Origin of the sequence: Pseudomonas protegens (assembly GCF_003363755.1) — a bacterium.
Lineage (GTDB): Bacteria > Pseudomonadota > Gammaproteobacteria > Pseudomonadales > Pseudomonadaceae > Aquipseudomonas > Aquipseudomonas danubii.
This window is the reverse complement of sequence record NZ_CP031396.1, coordinates 1,448,921-1,466,888: the sequence shown is the minus strand read 5'-3', so window position 1 is coordinate 1,466,888 and position 17,968 is coordinate 1,448,921. Positions and strand designations below refer to the sequence as shown.

The 17,968-nt window shown below is 65.8% G+C and carries 18 protein-coding genes; 5 read left to right on the top strand and 13 right to left on the bottom strand.

From position 1 onward, the window contains the following. Window positions 1-62: 62 nt before the first annotated feature. From dsbG to dsbD, 3 genes are read right to left on the bottom strand one after another with little or no spacing between them, the layout of a single operon-like run. Window positions 63-830: a thiol:disulfide interchange protein DsbG gene (gene dsbG, locus DWF74_RS06190; protein WP_115580611.1), complete on the bottom strand. Its 768-nt coding sequence runs from the start codon at window positions 828-830 to the stop codon at window positions 63-65. Beyond that, window positions 806-1,669: a TlpA disulfide reductase family protein gene (locus DWF74_RS06185; protein ID WP_115580610.1), complete on the bottom strand. Its 864-nt coding sequence runs from the start codon at window positions 1,667-1,669 to the stop codon at window positions 806-808. Before DWF74_RS06185 ends, dsbG begins: the two co-directional genes overlap by 25 nt. Further along, entirely contained in the window at window positions 1,669-3,420 is a 1,752-nt protein-coding gene (dsbD, locus tag DWF74_RS06180) for a protein-disulfide reductase DsbD (RefSeq protein ID WP_115580609.1), read from the bottom strand. Before dsbD ends, DWF74_RS06185 begins: the two co-directional genes overlap by 1 nt. 154 nt (window positions 3,421-3,574) lie before the next feature. On the opposite strand from dsbD, the gene DWF74_RS06175 reads away from it, so the two are divergent. From DWF74_RS06175 to DWF74_RS06160, 4 genes are all read left to right on the top strand, one after another. Then, the gene (locus DWF74_RS06175; RefSeq protein WP_016965114.1) at window positions 3,575-4,252 is read left to right on the top strand and encodes a response regulator; all 678 of its coding nucleotides are present in this window, start codon (window positions 3,575-3,577) and stop codon (window positions 4,250-4,252) included. Continuing rightward, window positions 4,253-5,578 carry an ATP-binding protein gene (locus DWF74_RS06170; RefSeq protein WP_115580608.1) on the top strand — a complete coding sequence of 442 codons (1,326 nt, stop codon included), beginning with the start codon at window positions 4,253-4,255 and terminating at the stop codon, window positions 5,576-5,578. Between the two features lie 327 nt (window positions 5,579-5,905). Next, window positions 5,906-7,318 carry an aspartate aminotransferase family protein gene (locus DWF74_RS06165; protein WP_102860959.1) on the top strand — a complete coding sequence of 471 codons (1,413 nt, stop codon included), beginning with the start codon at window positions 5,906-5,908 and terminating at the stop codon, window positions 7,316-7,318. 82 nt (window positions 7,319-7,400) lie between these two features. Continuing rightward, window positions 7,401-7,625, top strand: coding sequence for an MbtH family protein (locus tag DWF74_RS06160; protein WP_016965112.1), 225 nt, complete (start codon window positions 7,401-7,403; stop codon window positions 7,623-7,625). Between the two features lie 563 nt (window positions 7,626-8,188). Here DWF74_RS06160 and DWF74_RS06155 read toward each other — a convergent pair. The 10 genes from DWF74_RS06155 to DWF74_RS06110 form a co-directional block, all read right to left on the bottom strand. Then, window positions 8,189-9,016 (bottom strand): class I SAM-dependent methyltransferase, encoded by an 828-nt coding sequence (locus DWF74_RS06155; RefSeq protein ID WP_115580607.1) that lies wholly within the window; start codon window positions 9,014-9,016, stop codon window positions 8,189-8,191. Window positions 9,017-9,404: 388 nt separating this feature from the next. Beyond that, window positions 9,405-10,388 carry a metal ABC transporter solute-binding protein, Zn/Mn family gene (locus tag DWF74_RS06150; RefSeq protein ID WP_115580606.1) on the bottom strand — a complete coding sequence of 328 codons (984 nt, stop codon included), beginning with the start codon at window positions 10,386-10,388 and terminating at the stop codon, window positions 9,405-9,407. Next, entirely contained in the window at window positions 10,389-11,288 is a 900-nt protein-coding gene (locus tag DWF74_RS06145) for a metal ABC transporter permease (RefSeq protein ID WP_115580605.1), read from the bottom strand. A gap of 13 nt (window positions 11,289-11,301) precedes the next feature. Next, the gene (locus tag DWF74_RS06140; protein ID WP_115580604.1) at window positions 11,302-12,045 is read right to left on the bottom strand and encodes a metal ABC transporter ATP-binding protein; all 744 of its coding nucleotides are present in this window, start codon (window positions 12,043-12,045) and stop codon (window positions 11,302-11,304) included. Continuing rightward, entirely contained in the window at window positions 12,042-12,971 is a 930-nt protein-coding gene (locus tag DWF74_RS06135) for a metal ABC transporter substrate-binding protein (protein ID WP_115580603.1), read from the bottom strand. Before DWF74_RS06135 ends, DWF74_RS06140 begins: the two co-directional genes overlap by 4 nt. A gap of 35 nt (window positions 12,972-13,006) precedes the next feature. Then, window positions 13,007-13,579 carry a DUF6162 family protein gene (locus DWF74_RS06130; RefSeq protein ID WP_060844244.1) on the bottom strand — a complete coding sequence of 191 codons (573 nt, stop codon included), beginning with the start codon at window positions 13,577-13,579 and terminating at the stop codon, window positions 13,007-13,009. Continuing rightward, window positions 13,576-13,914 (bottom strand): hypothetical protein, encoded by a 339-nt coding sequence (locus DWF74_RS06125; RefSeq protein ID WP_102860965.1) that lies wholly within the window; start codon window positions 13,912-13,914, stop codon window positions 13,576-13,578. Before DWF74_RS06125 ends, DWF74_RS06130 begins: the two co-directional genes overlap by 4 nt. Beyond that, on the bottom strand, window positions 13,914-14,453 hold the full coding sequence (locus DWF74_RS06120) for a hypothetical protein (RefSeq protein WP_060840346.1): 540 nt from the start codon (window positions 14,451-14,453) through the stop codon (window positions 13,914-13,916). The genes DWF74_RS06125 and DWF74_RS06120 overlap by 1 nt, the downstream gene beginning before the upstream one ends. Beyond that, complete coding sequence (locus DWF74_RS06115) at window positions 14,450-15,673, bottom strand: PepSY-associated TM helix domain-containing protein (protein ID WP_060840345.1); 1,224 nt, start codon at window positions 15,671-15,673, stop codon at window positions 14,450-14,452. The genes DWF74_RS06120 and DWF74_RS06115 overlap by 4 nt, the downstream gene beginning before the upstream one ends. 320 nt (window positions 15,674-15,993) lie before the next feature. Further along, entirely contained in the window at window positions 15,994-16,461 is a 468-nt protein-coding gene (locus DWF74_RS06110) for a VOC family protein (protein WP_102860968.1), read from the bottom strand. Window positions 16,462-16,740: 279 nt separating this feature from the next. Between DWF74_RS06110 and DWF74_RS06105 the strand changes: the two genes are divergently transcribed. Then, complete coding sequence (locus DWF74_RS06105; RefSeq protein WP_115580602.1) at window positions 16,741-17,964, top strand: SfnB family sulfur acquisition oxidoreductase; 1,224 nt, start codon at window positions 16,741-16,743, stop codon at window positions 17,962-17,964. The last annotated feature ends 4 nt before the right edge of the window (window positions 17,965-17,968 follow it).

The window sequence follows — 17,968 nt, the reverse complement described above, 5'->3', positions numbered from 1 at the left end:
AAGCCGGACGCCAGCCTGACGGACGCTTTCGCCGGCAAGCCGGCTCCTACAGGGGCGGGGATTTATTTCGGGCCGAAAATCTGCGTCAGCTTGCCCGGGGCCGGGGCGCCTTGCTGTTGTTGCAGTTCGCCCTTGTCGTCGAGGTAGAAGATCGCCGGGGTCGCCGACAGCTCCAGTTCCTCCATCAGCTTCATGTTGGCGTCGAGCTTGGTCTGCACCGCCGCTGGAATGCTCGCCAGGGGTTTCAGGGCGCTGGCCTTGCCGGCTTTCTCGTGGTCCTGCAGGGCCTGTTGCGGGTCCTTGGCGGCCAGCAGGGCGGCGGATTTGCCCGGGCTGTCTTCGCGGATGATGCCCACCATGATGTGCCGCAATTGCACCTTGCCGGCGTTCACCCAGGGCCGCGCCTGTTGCCAGAACATGTTGCAGTAGGGGCAGTTGGGGTCGCTGAACAGGTAGACGATGCGCGGCGCATCGGCCTTGCCGTCGGCGATCCAGTTGCTCTTGTCCAGGTTGTTCCAGACTTCCTTGGCCATCGGTGCGTAGACCAGTTTCTGCAAGGGTTCGGCGCTCAGGTCCTTGCCGTCGGCGTCGTACAGGTTGCCCAGCAGCACGTGCTTGCCGTCCGGGGTCAGGTACAGGGTCATGCCACGGTTCTGGTACTGCGCGGCGTAGCCCTTGAGGCCATCCGGGGCATCGAAGCTGCCGAGGATCTTGGCGCCTTTTTCTTCGATCTTGCGGATCGGTGCGGGCAGTTCTTCGGCCTGCAGCAGCGGCGCGTTGAGCAGGGCTGCGCCCAGGGACAGGCTCAGCAGGTGGCGGATGAAGGGCATGGCAGTTTCCTTGCAGGGGCGACCGGGGTCGGATGGGCGTCGTCGAAGTTTTCCAGGGCACGGGCCAGGCTGGCTTCCGAGAGTTCACCCAGGTGACTGCTCAGCAGGCGGCCGTCGGCGCTGTAGAACAGTGTAGTGGGCAGGGCCATGGAGCCCACGGCCTGGCCCAGGCGGCCGCCGCTGTCGAACAGTACGTTGTTCAGGTTCAGTTCCTGGGTGGCGAGGAAGGTGGCCACGCTTTGCATGCTTTCGCCCTGGTTGACGAACAGGAAGGTCAGGTCCGGACGTTGCTGCTGGGCGCGCTCCAGGACCGGCATTTCTCGCCGGCACGGCGGGCACCAGGTGGCCCAGAGGTTGATCACCAGTGGCCCACCCTGGTAGTCGGTGAGCTGCACGGTGTCGCCTGTGGCATTGCGCAGGGGCATTTCCGGCAGGCGGGTGCCCTGGTCGTAGAGCGTCAGGGACAGGCTGGCCAGCAGCCAGAAGGCCAGGCCGCTGGCGATACCGGCGCCCAGCGGGCGGCGCAGCGGTGGGCGTTTCCAGCCCCAGGCCAGGGCTGCCAGGAGCATGAAGATGACCCCCGGCCAGGCCAGGAAGCCGCCGTCGCGCAGGTCGATGATCAGCCACAGGTTGTGCTGGTAGTGCTTCCAGTAAGCGATGACGAAGCAGATCCGCGCCGCGAGCATGCCCAGCAGGAACAGCATGAACAGCACCGATTCCGGGTTGTCGCCGCCGCGCTTGGCCACCCGCCAGCCCACCAGGGTGGCCAGGGCCAGGGCACTGATCAACAGCAGGTGGTTGAGGGCGATGGCGAAGGTGCCGATGGTAAAGGTCAGCATCAACGGGCTTCCCGGGTCTGGGTCCAGCGTTGCAGGAAGGCCGTGGCATCCACTTCGCCGGTGATGCGCTGGCTGCGGCGCTCGCTGCCATCCGGGCCGATCCACAGGAAGCTGGGTGGGCCGGGCACTTTGTAGCGGCTGAGCAGTTCGCGGCCGTCGGCGTTGTCATGGGTGACGTCCAGGCGCAGCAGGCGCACGTCCTTCAGGGCGTCGAGGACTTGGGGCTGGCCGAACACGGTTTTCTCCATGATCTTGCAGGACACGCACCAGTCGGCGTAGTAGTCCAGCAGCACCCATTGGCCCTGGGCCTGGGCGCTGTCCAGGGCACGTTGCAATTCCGCGGGCGACTTGACGGTGGTGAAGGCATCGTGGGCCGTGGCGCTGCTGGCCACGCTGCCACCGCTGTAGACCTTCAGCGGTCGCCACAGGTCATCGCTGCCACCGGCGGCGCCCACCAGCAGCACGCTGCCCCACAGGCCAGACAGCACGGCGGCGGCGCCGAACAGGTGCAGCAGGCGCCCGGCGATGGCCCGTTGCTGCCAGGCGCAATAGGCCAGTACCAGGGCCAGGGCGCCCCACAGACCGATCCACAGGCTGGTGTCGAGCACCGGGCGCAACATATAGATAGCGGTGCCCAGGAACAGGAAGCCGAACACGCCCTTGAGCAGGTTCATCCAGGGCCCCGGCTTGGGCAGGAAGCGGTTGCCCAGGGTCACCAGCAACAGCAGCGGCAGGCCAATGCCCAGGCCAAGGGCGAACAGCGCCAGGCCGCCAAACAGGGCGTTGCCGGTCTGGGCGATGTACAGCAGGCCACCGGCCAGGGGCGCGGTCATGCACGGACCCACCAACAGCGCCGACAGCGCGCCGAGAGCGCCACAGCCGATCAGGCTGCCGCCCTGGCGCTGGCGGCTGGCGCCTTCCAGGCGGTCGCGCAGAAACGCCGGCATTTGCAGTTCAAAGAAGCCGAACATCGGCAGCGCCAGCAGCACGAACAGCGCTGCGAAGCTGCCCAGCACCCAGGGCTGTTGCAACCAGGCCTGCAGGTTGCTGCCCAGCAGGGCGGCGATCACCCCCATGCCGGCATACACCAGGGCCATGCACAGCACGTAGCTGGAGGCCAGGGCCAGGCCCCGGCGCGGGCTGGCGCCGCTGCCGACCACGATCCCCGCGAGGATCGGCAGCATCGGCAGTGAGCAAGGGGCGAAGGCCAGCAGCAGGCCGAAGCCGAAGAAGGCCAGCAGGCCCAGGCCCCAGGATTTTTGTTGCAGGTCGTTGGCCAGCAGTTGGTCCTGGGCCGTGCCGTTGCCGGTTGCGGCGCTGTTGCCGGCGGCAACGGCGGGGGCGCCCCCCAGGTTGACTTCCAGGGTCTGAGGCGGGTAGCACAGGCCGGCGTCGGCGCAGCCCTGCCAGCCCAGTTTGATCTTGCCGCTGGCGGCTGCCGGCAGCTTCACTTCCAGGCCCTGGCGATACACCGTCTGTTCGCCGAAGAACTCGTCGCTGTGGTGTTCGCCGTCCGGCAGGGCCGGCTGATGGTCCTGGGCCAGGCCGTCGAACTTCAGGCGTTTCTGGTACAGGTAGTAGCCGTCGGCAATCTGCCAGAACAGCTGGGTTTCCCCGGAAGGCAGGCGCTCGGAGGTGAAGGTGAAGGCCTTGTCCACCGGCAGGAAGTCGGGCTTGACCTCGAACGGATTGTTGCTGGCTTCTGCCAGGGTGGTGAACAGCATAAACAGCAAAATGAGCAATCGACGCATGGTCAAGCCTTAAACCGGTGCAAGTGGGATGCACAATGGCGGGTCCTGATTAACCGATGATTAACCATACTTGGGTTGTTGCACGGCAGTGGCGGGCATAATGTCCGCTTAATCCGCCGCCTGTCTAATCAACGCCTTTGTTACAGGACCGACCATGCACGTACTTGTCTGTGAAGATGATGAGCTGATTGCCAGCGGAATAGTCGCCGGCCTCACGGCCCAGGGCCTGACGGTCGAGCATGTGGCCTCTGCCTCGGCGGCGCGGGCCATGCTCGGCGTGGCCGATTTCGACGTGATGGTACTGGACTTGGGCCTGCCGGATGAAGATGGTTTGAAGTTGCTCAAGCAACAGCGCCAGCAGGGCCTGGAGATTCCGGTGCTGATCCTCACCGCCCGCGACTCGGTGACCGATCGGGTCGACGGCCTGCAGGCCGGGGCCGACGATTACCTGCTCAAGCCCTTCGACCTGCGGGAACTGGCGGCGCGCCTGCACACCCTGTTGCGCCGGGTGGCGGGGCGCAGTGTCAACCTGATCGAGCACGGGCGCCTGACCTACGACCCCAGCACCCGGGAAACCCGCCTGGGCGGCGAACCGGTGGACCTGTCCCGGCGCGAACAGGCGCTGCTCCAGGCCCTGCTGCACAATCGCGGCCGGGTGCTGTCCAGCGAACAGCTCAAGGACAGCGTCTACGGGTTCAACGACGAACTGGAAAGCAACGCCCTCAACGTGCACATCCACCACCTGCGACGCAAACTGGGCAACGGCATCGTCGAGACGGTGCGCGGCCTGGGCTATCGCCTGGGGCCGGCCGATGGCCAGGAGAAGTCCTAAGTGAGGAGCCTGCGCCTGCGCCTGAGCGTGACCCTGGGCGCCGCCTTCATTCTGATCTGGACCCTGGCCGCGGCCTGGATGCTCAGCGATCTGCGCAATCAGATGATGTTTTCCCTGGACCAACGCCTGGTGGCCTCGGCGCGCATGGTGGCGGGCCTGCTGGAACAGATGCCGGCGCTGCCTTCAGACACCCACGCCCATCCCATTGCCAGCGCGGCCTTGACCATTCCCGGGGGCATGGCCTGTCAGGTCAGCTCCCTGCGCGGGCAGGTCCTGGCCCGCAGCCACAGCACGCCTGAACACACCCTGGAAGCCGAGAAACTGGGCTTTCATGACCAGATGATCGACGGCGCGCCCTGGCGCACCTTCACCCTGGTGCGCGGTGATCTGCGCATCACCACCGCTGACCGCCAGGTGGAACGCGAAGCCCTGAACATGTCGGTGCTGCTGGCCGCTTCGGTGCCGGTGGGGGTGGCCTTGCTGGGCTGTCTGTGGCTGTTGTGGCTGGGCATCGGCCAGAGCCTGGCGCCGCTGAACCGGATTCGCGACGCGCTGATGCGCCGTAGCGCCGATTCCCTGGAACCGTTGCAGATCCGGCCCATGCCCAGCGAATTGCGGCCGCTGGTGGACACCCAGAACCAGCTGTTCCAGCGCATCGCCAAGACCATCGAACGCGAACGCCGCCTGACTGGTGATGCCGCCCATGAATTGCGCAGCCCGCTGACCGCGATCAAGACCCACCTGCAGGTGGCGCGCATGACCGACGGTGCGGCCCGGGATCAATCCCTGGCCCGGGCCGAGGAGGGCGCCGACCGCCTGCATCGGACCCTGGAACAACTGCTGTTGCTGGCTCGGGTCGAGGGCAGCCTGTCGTTTGATGACGGCGTGCACTGCAATGCCGAGCAAGTGGTTCGCCTGGCAATCCAGGATGCCGCCGTGGGCGCCCGGCAGCGGGTCAAGGTGCACCTGGGAGAGCACGCCGCCGAGGCCCCGGTGGCCATGCCCTCGACCCTGGCGATTGCCGCCTTGCGCAACCTGTTGGACAACGCCCTGCGCCACACCCCGCAAGACTGCCCGGTGGAGTTGAACCTGGAGCTGGTGGCCGGTCGCCTGCGTTTCCAGGTGCGTGACCATGGCCCGGGGATTGCCCAGGAAGACCTGCAGCACCTGACCCAGCGCTTCTGGCGCAACAGCCAGAGCACGGGGTGCGGACTGGGCCTGGCGATTGTCCAGGCCATCGTCCAGCGCTGCGGCTGCGAGCTGAACTTCGACAGCCGTCCTGACGGCCTGCGGGTCGAACTGACCCTGCCTGCCCACCCCGCCTGACCCATCACCGCCCGCCGCAGGCGCTGGCTTGCCAGCGAAGGGGTCCTTGAAACCGCCTTCGCCAGCAAGCGGGCTCTTACAGGGCCTTGTACGTTCCGCCTGCCCGCCGCAGGCGCTGGCTTGCCAGCGAAGAGGCCCCTGAGATCGCCTTCGCCAGCAAGTTGGCTCCTACGGGGCGGTATATGCAATTTCCTCGTCCTGGGGTGTAAATCCCGACCGCGCTGATGCGTTTTTAGAACAGGAAAACCTGTCAGTGCGCACCCGCGCTTGGGCTGCGCATCCGGCCGGTGGTCGTTTTGCTCAAATTGCAGCGCGAGGGTTCGAGACATGTCAGCCGTTACCAGCCTTATGGACGATCAGCCGGTGGGCCTTGCTCCCGCCCCGGCCGAGGCGCTTTACCAGTTCGAGGAGTCGCCCCTGCTGGCCCGTCAGAGCCGTCAGGAATCCAATGCCCGCAGCTATCCGCGGCGCATTCCCCTGGCCCTGAAGCGGGCCAGTGGCATTCATGTCGAGGATGTCGAAGGCCGGCGTTTCATCGATTGCCTGGCCGGGGCCGGGACCCTGGCCCTGGGCCACAACCACCCGGAGGTGATCGCCGCGATCCAGCAGGTGCTGGCCGATGAACTGCCGCTGTTGACCCTGGACCTGACCACCCCGGTCAAGGACCAGTTCGTCCAGGACCTGTTCGGCCTGTTGCCCGAGGCCCTGGCCGCCGAAGCCAAGATCCAGTTCTGCGGCCCCACCGGCACTGATGCCGTGGAAGCCGCGCTGAAGCTGGTGCGCACCGCCACCGGACGCAGCACCGTGCTGTCGTTCCAGGGCGGGTACCACGGCATGAGCCAGGGCGCGCTGAGCCTGATGGGCAGCCTGGGGCCCAAGCGTGCGTTGGCGGGACTCTTGAACAATGGTGTGCAGTTCCTGCCCTTTCCCTATGACTACCGCTGCCCGTTCGGACTGGGGGGCGCCGAGGGGGTCAAGGTCAACCTGCATTACCTGGAAAACCTGCTGAGCGATCCTGAAGCGGGCGTGGCCCTGCCGGCGGCGGTCATCGTCGAGGCGGTGCAGGGCGAGGGCGGGGTGATCCCGGCGGACCTGGACTGGCTGCGAGGGTTGCGGCGCATCACCGAGCAGGCCGGGGTGGCGCTGATCGTCGATGAAATCCAGAGCGGCTTCGGTCGCACCGGCAAGATGTTCGCCTTCGAGCACGCCGGGATCATTCCCGATGTGGTGGTGATGTCCAAGGCCATCGGCGGCAGCCTGCCGCTGGCGGTGATGGTCTATCGCGACTGGCTCGACACCTGGCAGCCGGGGGCACACGCCGGGACCTTCCGTGGCAATCAGATGGCCATGGCCACCGGTTCCGCGGTGATGCGCTACCTCAAGCAGCACCGTCTGCCCGAGCACGCGGCGGCCATGGGCGAGCGCTTGCGCGAGCACCTGCTGATCCTGCAGCGGGACTTCCCGCAACTGGGGGATGTCCGTGGCCGTGGCCTGATGCTTGGCGTCGAGCTGGTGGACCCGGCCGGCGCCCCGGATGCCCAGGGCCATCCGCCGCAACATTTGCGCCTGGCGCCGCTGGTGCAGCGTGAATGCCTCAAGCGCGGCCTGATCCTCGAACTGGGCGGGCGCCATGGCAGCGTGGTGCGCTTCCTGCCGCCGCTGATCATCAGCGCGGCGCAGATCGATCAGGTGGCGGACATCTTCAGCAAGGCAGTGGCTGCCGCGGTGGCCAGCCTCTAATTTTTCTCGGCCCTGGTTCGTTCCTTCTACACAACTGCCACGCCTGGGGCGCGGCACACCTTATTAACGACGGAGACAAGCAATGACTTCAGTATTCGACCGTGAGGACATCCTGTTCCAGGTGGTGGTCAACCACGAAGAGCAATACTCGATCTGGCCCGACTACAAGGCCGTGCCCCAGGGCTGGCGCACTGTGGGCAAGAGCGGCTTCAAGAAAGAGTGCCTGGCCTACATCGAAGAAGTCTGGACCGACATGCGGCCCCTGAGCCTGCGCCAGAAGATGGACCAGCAGGCCGTGGCCGGCTGATCTGCAAGACCTGTAGCCGCTGCCGAGCCTGCGAGGCTGCGCAAAGGGCCGCAGGCCCTTCAGCGTTCTCAAGAGCAGCGCCTCCTGCGGAGCCGTTCGCAGCCTGCGGCAGCGGCTACAAAAAACCGGGTCGAGATTGTTGTGTAGCTGCTGCTGAGCCACGGCGAAGCTGCGCAAAGGGCCGCAGGCCCTTTTGCGATCTCAAGAGCAGCGCCTCCTGCGGAGCCGTTCGCAGCCTGCGGCAGCGGCTACAAAAAACCGAATCGAGATTGTTGTGTAGCTGCTGTTGAGTCACGGCGAAGCTGCGCCAAGGACCGCAGGCCCTTCAGCGTTCTCAAGAGCAGCGCCTCCTACGGAGCCGTTCGCAGCCTGCGGCAGCGGCTACAAAAAACCGGATCGAGATTGTTGTGTAGCCGCTGCTGAGCCACGGCGAAGCTGCGCCAAGGGCCGCAGGCCCTTCAGCGATCTCAAGAGCAGCGCCTCCTGCGGAGCCGTTCGCAGCCTGCGGCAGCGGCTACAAAGGCGCTGGCGTCTTGAGCTTGGTGGTTTTTCATGCCGGGCGATCAGGCCGTGCGCTTGACGGCCTGCAGGGTGTAGCTCAGTGGCAGGCGCCATGGCGCTTCCTTGAGTCGCCATTCGCCGCGTTCATCCACCACCATCTGCCCGGGCAGGGCCTCCCAGGGAATGCTCTGGTGTTCCACCAGCCCGGTGATTTCCAGGCCTTGGGCCAGCAAGGCGCTGATGATTTCCCCCAGGCCGTGATTCCACTCGTGGGTCACTGTGGCCTTGAGGCTGCTGTCGGTTTCCACGTACGTGGCGTCATCGTCCCAGACCAGCGGCTCGCTGCGTTCGAAGTAGGGAAACGCCACTTGCAGCGAGTCGCTGTGACCCTCATCCAGGGCCCAGAGCATTGGATGCCCCTCGCGGATAAACAGCCGGCCACCGGGCTTGAGCAGGGCGCCGACGGTCTGTGCCCAGCGCTCGATGCTCGGCAGCCAGCACAGCGCGCCGATGCCGGTGTAGACCAGATCGAAGCTGCCCTTGGGCAGCACCTCGGCGGCCAGGAACACGTCCGACTCGTGGTAGTCGATGGGCGTATGGCAGCGCTGGGCCAGGGATCGGGCTTCAGCCAGGGACGCCGAGGAGAAGTCCACGCCGCTCATCTGTGCGCCCAGGCGCGCCAGGGACAGGGTGTCGGTGCCGATATGGCATTGCAGATGCACGCCGCGCAGGCCCTGGATGTCTCCCAGCAGGGGGCGGTCGAACTGCACCACGTCGGAGAGAAACTGCGGGTCATCGACAAAGCGCTGCACCGCGTAATCTGCCGAGGCGGCGTGCAAGGGCGCGCGTTCGTCCCAATTGGTCTTATTGAGTGTCAGGTATTCGCTCATGGCCTGGTCTTCCTGTCTGGGCATTGTTGCGACGCGCAGACTAGCACCGGGAAATGACCGCAATCTTGAGCAAATATGTAAGCGGCACCGTTCCCCTGACCCCGACTGTAGCCGCTGCTGAGCCATAGCGAAGCTGCGCAAAGGTCCGCAGGACCTTGCTTGGCGATTGTCTGTCGAACACCGCGTCCCTGCGTCGGAGTGCCGCCCAGGCCGTTCGCAGCCTGCGGCAGCGGCTACAAAAGCCCGGATCGAGATGGGGGCTGTAGCCGCTGCTGAGCCATGGCGAAGCTGCGCAAAGGTCCGCAGGACCTTGCTTGGCGATTGTCTGTCGAGCACCGCGTCCCTGCGCAGGAGTACCGCCCAGGCCGTTCGCAGCCTGCGGCAGCGGCTACAAGGCCAGGGCCTGGGTGACTTTCTGCAGGTTGCCTTCCAGTTCGTCGAGCGGGTCGGCGCCGTCGGTTTCAAGGACCAGCAACTGGCTGCCACCGGCGCTGATGGCGGCTTTCAGTGCCTCGGACGGCTGGCGGTGGTGCAGGACCAGGGCCACGTCGTTGTCCTTGAGCCGGGCTTGCAGCTTCTGCAAGGCTTCGGGCGTCCATTCGTTGTCGGCGCGGGCGTCGACTTCCACCAGCTCCAGGTTCAGGCCGCTGACCAGATAGCCAAAGTGCTCGGAGAGGCTCAGCACGCTGAGGTTGTCGGCCTCGGCCAGGCGCGCTTCGCTGTCGGCGCTGAGTTTGAGCAGGCGTTGTTTGATTCCCGCCAGGTTGCGCTCGATTTGCGGCTTGGCTTCGGGGGCCAGGCGTGCCAGGTCGGCGGCGAGCACATCCGCCATGCGCCCCAGGTTGTTGCTGGACAGCCAGGGCTGGGCGTTGAGCCCGTCGCTCTGGCCCGGTTGCAGGGCCACCCCGGGCAGGGCGCCATCCACCGGGCGGGCGGCATCGATCTCGACGATGCGGATATTGCTGCGCCGGGCGTTGGGGTACAGCGGGTCGTCCGGCCAGATCGAGCGCAGACCGATCACCGCGTCGGCATCCAGCGCCAGCTTGCTCAGGGCTGGGGCACCGCGCCCGGTGAAATAGGCGGTCTGCCGCGAGCCGGGAAGATTGGCCGGGGCCGCCCGTTCCAACTTGACGTGGGTGCCCTGCAGCAAGATCTGCCCCAGGCCGAAGGTCACTGGCAGCGAGGCCAGCACCGTCAGTGGCTTTTGCGAGGCGGCGCTGTGCAGCGCGGTATTGCCCATGCCGTGGCTGGCCACCACGCGCATCGGTTCGAAGTGGTCGCGCTCGGCCAGGGCCGGGCTGCTGATCAGGCCGCCGAGGATCAGGGCCAGGCTCAGTTGAGGCAGTGACAAGTGACGCAGTGAACTGTGCATTTATCCGATATTCCCTTTCAGGCTGGGGACGGTGCCGCGGGCGATGGCAGCCAGGGCGAAGGCCACGCCGGCCACCAGGATGATGGCCGCGCCGGAGGGCACCGGCAGGTCGAAGACGATGGGCAGCAAGATGCCGCACAGGGTGCTGACGGTGGCGATGCTCACCGAGATCCAGAAAAAGCCCTTGAGCGACTGGCTGAGCAGGCGGGCCGCTGCGGCCGGAATCACCAGCAGCGCGCCCACCAGGATCGCGCCGATGACCTTCACCGCGGCCACGGTGATCAGAGTCACCAGGATCACGAACAGGTAGTCCAGGGTCTTCACCGCCACTCCGCGCACGGCCGCCAGCTGCGGGTTGAAGCTGGCCAGCATGATGCGGTTGTACAGCGGCAGGCTCAGGCCCAGCACCAGGGCGCCGACGATCAACAGCACCAAGAGGTCGTTGCCGTTGACCGTGAGCACCGAGCCGAACAGCACGTTCTCCAGGATGTGCACGTTGATCTTGCCGGCCAGGATCAGCAGCAGGCTGGCGCCCAGGGCCAGGGACACCGAGAGGAACACCCCGATCAGGGTGTCCGGAGCCAGCCCGGTGCGGTTGCGCAGGTAGTTGAGGAGGATGCCGAACAGCAGGCAATAGCCGAACAGGCTGCCGTAGGGGCCGGTGTAGGGTTCGCCCAGCAGGATGCCGATGGCCACACCGGTCAGCGCCGCATGGCCCACGGCTTCAGAGAAGAAGGCGAAGCGCTTGACCACCACCAGCGTGCCCAGGCCGCCGAGCACCGGGCCGATCAGCAGGCCGGCCAGCAGCGCATTGACCACAAAGCCGTAGGCCAGGGCTTCGGGCAGGTAGCCGGCCGAGGCCCAGCCCTGGACCATCAGGCGAAAAGTTTCATAAGTCATCAGGCGGTACTCCTCAGACAACGGCAGCGCCGGCTCGTGGATGGGTGGAGAACAGACTGAGCAGGCGCTCCGGGGTCAGGGTCTGTTGCGCCGGACCGTCGAACAGCACCCGGCGGTTGAGGCCGGTGACTCGGTCCGCCAGGCGACCCACCGCCTCAAGGTCGTGCTCGATCCACAGCAGGGTGATGCCGCTCTGGCGCCAGTCGTGGAGCAGGCGTTCGAAGACCTGGATCCCGGCTTCGTCCAGGGCCGACATCGGTTCGTCCAGCACCAGCAGTTGCGGGGCCGGGATCAGGCCCTGGGCCAGCAGCACGCGCTGGCGTTCACCCCCGGACAGGGCGCCCATGCGCCGTTTGCGCTTGTCCTGCATGCCGACCCGTTCCAGGGCTTCGCCAATTGCCTGGGCGTAATGCCGGCTCAGGCCAAGGAAGGCCGGGCGCCGCTGGCACATGGCAGCCATGAAATCGTCCACGGTCATCGGCAGGCCACGGTCGAACTCCAGGGCCTGGGGCACGTAGCCGATGGTGCCGGGGGCGCCGGGCCATTGCAGGCGCAGTTGGCCCTGGTGCGGCATCTGCCCCAGCAGGGTCTTGATCAGCGAACTCTTGCCGCCGCCGTTGGGCCCCACCAGTGCGTGCACGCTGCCGGGCCGCACCTGGAAGGTCACGCGGTCGAGGATGGTGGTGCGGCCCAGGGTCAGGCTGACCTGGTCGAACTCGATGGCCGGGCCGCGCAGCAGGGTTTCGATGGCGGTCATGCCCCGGCCTCCTGGATGGCCCGGACCACGGTGTCGAGGTTGCCTTTCATTTCCTTCTCGTATTTTTCGGCGCTGTAGTCGCCGTAGGAAATGTGCGACAGCGGGTAGAGCTTGACCCCGGATTCGCGCTGGATGGTCTCGACGTAGGTGGAGGGGAAGTCCATCTCCGAGAAGATCACCTTGACGTCCAGTTCCCGCAGTTGGTCGATGGTCTTCTTCAACTGGCTGGGGCTGGGCTCGATGCCGTGGGCCGGTTCCACCACCGCGGTGACTTGCAGGCCGAACTCACGCAGCAGGTAGTCGTAGGCCGCGTGTACCGTGGCCACCCGCAGGTCGGCGTTGGGCGCCTGGGTCAGCTTGGCCAGGGCGTCGGCGCGCATCTGCCGCAGGCGCTTGCCGTAGGCCCGGGCGTTCTGGGTGTAGGTCTTGGCGTTGGCCGGGTCCATCTTGCCCAGCTCCCGGGCGATGTTGTTGACCTGGGCGATGGAGGCGCTGATGGACAGGAAGGTGTGCGGGTTGACCACTTTGCCGGCGCCCCGGGCGGCGACGCCGGTGGCGGCCAGCAGCGGCACGTTCTCGTTGGCTTCGATCACCGGGATGTCCGGGCGCTCGCTGGCGGCGATCATGCGGTCGGCGAAGTCATCGTGGCCCACGCCGTTGAGCACGATCACGTCCAGGCTGCCGATGCGCTTGATGTCCTCGGCCCGGGGCTCGTAGGCGTGGGGGTTGAAGCCGGCGGGAATCAGCGGCACCACCTCGGCCTTGTCGCCGACAATGTTCGCTACGTAGCTGTAATAAGGGTGCAGGGTGATACCGATGCGCAGGCGCTTGGCCGGGTCGGCGCTGACCAGGGGGCTGAGCACTAGGGCCAGCAGGCTGACCAGCAGCACCCGCAGGAATGGGCGGCGTTGCGATGAAATGGGCATGGCTAGCGTTCTTCTCTCGGGTGAATGCAAAAAGATCAGTGACGATGCTGGCGAGTCACCCCGGCATCGAATTGCGCGACCACCTGTTGCCAGCCGGCGGCGGCCAGCGTCGCGTCGCTGAGATCGACCGGCACGGCGACGGATGGGGCGCGGTTGAGCCAGATGTCCACCTTGGCCTGATTCTCGGTGTCCAGGCGCATCAGGAAGGAGCCGGCCACTTGCGGGTTCTGGCTCAGGCCCAGATAGGCCTGGTCCTGCAATTGCCAGGCATGGCCGCCGCGACTCACCGAGCTGGCGTCCTGGGCGAAGGGGGCGAAGCCTTCCTCGGCCAGTTGCTCCGGGCTCGGCAGCGTCTGGCTTTCGGCCTGCAGCAGATGGATCTCGTCGAGGGTCACTCGCAGGTCGGCGTAGATGCCCTGTTCGCCGGCGCTCAGATCGCGGCGGGCGTCGAGCTGGTGGCTGGCGACGCTGGCGGTTTCGACTGTTTCGCCGCGCCACAGCACCACGCTGCCGGCGACACACAGAATCAGCAGGCACAGCAACAGGACGTAGAGGGTTTCGTGACCGGCGCCGGCGGGGCGCACGACCTGGGTGGTGGCAGGAGTCATGGGGTCTCGATATCCGCTTGGTCGATCTCGACCACGTGGCCGGGGCCTGCATCGAACAGCACGTAGAACTCGCTGGAAGGCTTCTTGAAGGTCAGGGTCGAATCGCTGCCGAGCTTGCCCGGCACGAGGATGGTTTCGTCGTAGCCGATCACGTCCAGGGTCACTCCCGGCGCGCCGCTGCCGTCGGAAAAACCGCCGGTGCAGCGGATCTGCTCGGCGTCGATGGCCTTGCATTCGCACATCGGGTTGTGGGCCAGGGCGCTGTGGCTGAAGGCTGCGCCCAGCAGCAACAGGGCAGCGGCGCCGAGGCGCCGGGTGGATACTGCGCGAATCATCATTTGCCTCCTTGTTTTTCGAGCCAGGCCACGGTGGCGGGGGATGCCTGGCTCAGGGGAATGGATGCCTGGTGCATGCTGCCGTCCCAGCCTTCCAGGGTGATCCACAGCTCAGCGTCGGCTTTGGTCTTTTCCGGAATCGGCAGGCTGGCCCCCATGCGGTACGGGCTGCCGAAGAAGATCACCCCGGCGGCCCGCAGGCTGCGGGGTTTGCCGATGCGCAGGTAGGTCGCCTTGACCGGTTCGATGCAGGCCTGGCACAGGGCGGCGTTGAAGCTTTTCAGGTAGCCGGCGGGGCCATCGCTGCGGGGCGCTTCGTTGCGCATCTCGGCCAGACGCAGGCTCCAGGGGCCGACCTGGATTTCACCGATCTCCCGTTCCCCCAGGCCGCTGTCGCCGCGAAACAACGAGGCATCGGCGAGGTACTTGGGCATGAAGCCCAGGGGGATCAGCAACAGCAGGATGTTCAGGTGAAAGCGCCATTTATGCCAAAGCCGGCTCAGCTGCGAAGGCGCGGTTGCGCTGTGGGTCTGGCTCACGGGTGGCTCTCCGAAGTTTCGATGCTCATGGCCGGGGTGGGCGTCGGCACGGGTTTGCTCGCGGGACGCGCCCGGGCGGCCTTCTCCTCACGCTTGAGGGCGTTGGCGGTGGCCAGGGCGGTGCGCTTGGTCCAGATCAACAGCCCGCTGAGGACCATCATGCTCAGCACCAGGCCGAAGAAGAACCAGATCAGCTTGACCCAGATCCCGCCAAAATCTCCGGTGTGCAGCGGGCGCATGGACTCGGTGACGAACTCCAGGGTGTTGCGGTCCCCCAGCAGGTGAGAGGTGTCCAGGGAGCCGGTGTAGGGGTTGATGTTGGCGGTCTGGTACATCAGCGGGTACCAGCCACGACCGCCTACGTACAGGTGGCTGTAGGCATTGCTTGGCAGGCTGACGAAGCTGATGTCGAAACCGGGGATCTTCTGGGTGGCGATGCCGATGGCCTGGTCCAGGCCGATCATCGGCGCGGGGCTGCCATCGGTGGTGGTCGGCACCTGCTCCCGGGCGATGACCGGAACAATGGGTTGGCTGGAAATGCTGATGTGGTTGTCGGCGAGCACGGCCTCGATCAGGAACCAGATGCCGGTGATCGAGATCACCGTGATAAACCAGATGGACCAGATGCCGCTCAGGCGGTGGAAGTCGCCCCAGAAGATCCGTGCCCCATGGCGCAGGCGCAGGGTCGGCTTGAGAAAGCCCTTCCAGAACTTCTTGTAGACCACCAGCCCGGTGATCAACGAAATCAGCAGCGGCAGGCCGAGGAACGACACCAGGTACCAACCCCAGCTGTAGCCGTTGGTGAAGGGCACCAGCCACCAGCCATGCAGGGCCCGGGTGAAGCCCTGGAAGTCGAACACTGGGCTGGTGCCCTGGATCGCCCCGGTGTAGGGGTTGACGTACAGCGTTGGGGACCGGCCGTCCGGGTAGCTGACGCTGACACTCAGGGCGAAATGGCTTTCGTCCGGGGTCACGATGGTATCGATGCGGGTGCTGGGGTCGGCCTGCTTGATGGCCGCCACGATCTGGTCGTAATTGAGCGGCTGGGCATCATCGCTGGGTTTACTGGCTCGGATATCCGGATTGGCCAGCCACACGATCTCCTGGCTGACCACCGCCAGGGTGCCGGTGACACAGACGATCAGCACAAAGAACCAGATGGGCAGGGCCAGCCAGCTGTGCACCAGAAACCAGATTTTTGAACGGGACTTCTTCGACATGGAGTGGGCGTCTTGATTCGAGGAATGGAGCGGCACTGGAACCCTGGGCCGAGCCCGGCGCAAAGGTGCCGGGCATAGCCTTGGCCAACGCGGCCTGCTGCATCTAATTAAGACGAATGAGAATCGTAAATCCTGAAAGGCGATATGAAAGTAAATGTTACGAAGCCAGGGAAGCCCCGTAAAAATGGGTTTTTTCCTGGGCTTTGGGTTTGTGCATCAGGGGCGGCTGATCGGTGTAGGCGCTGGCTGGCCAGCGAAGGGGAGCCTGAGATCACCTTCGCCGGCAAGCCGGCTCCTAGGGTCTTGGACGTCAGGGCGGGTCAAAGGGGTTGTTGCTGGAACATTTCCTGCGCCCGCCGGCTGATTTCCTCGGTACTCAGGTCTTCCTTGCGGCTGGCCAGGAACCACACATGGCCGAACGGGTCACGCAGGCTGCCGCTGCGGTCGCCGTAAAACTGGTCCTTGAGCGCCGACACCTCGGTGCCGCCGACGGCCAATGCCCGGGCGAAGCTGCGATCGACATCTTCCACATACAGATGCAGTCCAACCGACGTCTTGTGGCTGTCCGGGCTTTCCATCGGGGTTTCTTCACAGGGGCTGCCGAGCATGATGGCCGAGCCGCCGATGCGCAGTTCGGCATGGCCCACGCTGCCGTCGGGCATCTCCAGGCGCATGGTTTCCACCGCGCCGAAGGCCTGCTTGTAGAACTCGATGGCCTCGGCGGCGCGCTTGATGCCCAAGTAGGGAGTGACGCCGTTGAAGCCTTCGGGAATGGGTTTGACGCTCATCTGGGTTTCTCCTTGATGTTGTTGGAAACGGGTCCGTCGCTGGATCGAGCAGCGTTCACTCTATACCCGGGAACCTTCGGTGCCGGTGTGGGCTGACGAGGTGTCGTCCAGGCAACAGCGACTCACTGTTGGCCCAACAACAGCCCTCCAGCAATTTGTCTGGCGGCCCGCTGGGCAACCGCCAGGAACGGGCTGTAAGCCCTTGAATTCACGGGGCTGATCTTTCGGCACAGAAGCTGCAATGGCGGGGTGGAACCTTCATTCGCCCGAGAGCGCTGTATGCCTTCATTGCCTGAATCTGCCGTTTATCCCCTGCATACCCCGGCCGCCCATGTGATCCGCGATGGCGCCGAAGCGTTGATCGTGGCCCGGCGCGTGGCTGCCGTCCTGCTGGAGCAGGACGCCGAGCGCGACCGCACTCGTGAGGTGCCGTCGCAGGTGGTCGACCTGTATTCCAACAGTGGCCTGTGGGGCATCAGCGTGCCCCGGGAATATGGCGGTGCCCAGGTGTCCTACGCGGTGCTGGCCGAGGTGATCGCCATCATTTCCGCCGCCGATCCGTCCCTGGGGCAGATCCCGCAGAATCACTACTGCCTGCTGGAAGACATCCGCCTGCAAGGCACCCCGGAGCAGCAGGCGCACTTTTTCGCCCTGGCCCTGCAAGGCCACCGTTTTGCCAATGCGCTGTCGGAAACCGGCGGCAAGAACGTTCAGGACATTCAGGCCAGCATCCGTCGCTCAGGTGAGGGTTATGTGATCAACGGTCGCAAGGGTTACTGCACCGGTTCGCTGTACGCCCACTGGCTGGCGGTGCTGGCCCTGGACGAGCAGGGCCGCGGGCAACTGGCCTTTGTGCCCCGGGGCAGCGAAGGGCTGGTGGTGATCGATGACTGGGACAGCATCGGCCAGCGCACCACGTCCAGCGGCACGGTGCTGGCGCAAAACCTGCTGGTGCCGGCCTTCAACCTGTTCCCCACCTATCGCTCCTATGAAAGCCCGACCCTGGCCGGGCCCTTCGCCCAGCTGACCACGGCGGCCATCGACGCCGGCATCGCCCGGGCGGCGTTACGGGACACCATCGCCTTTGTTCGTCAGCACGCCCGGCCGTGGATCGACGCCGGGGTGGAAAAGGCCAGTGAAGATCCACTGACCATCATCCAGGTGGGGGCCCTGGAGATCCGCCTGGAGGCCGCCGAAGCCCTGCTGGAGCGGGCCGGCCTGGCCCTGGATGCGGCGCGTCCGGCACCTGATGAAAACAATGTCGCCCGGGCGTCCCTGGCGGTGGCCAAGGCCAAGGTGCTGACCACCGAGATCGCCATCGAGGCCAGCAACAAGCTGTTCGAGTTGGGTGGCACCCGCTCGACCCTCAAGCGCCACAACTTCGACCGCCACTGGCGCAATGCCCGGGTGCACACCCTGCACGACCCGGTGCGCTGGAAGTACCACGTGGTGGGCAACTGGCTGCTCAACGACATCAAGCCACCGCGCCACGATTGGTCCTGATGCC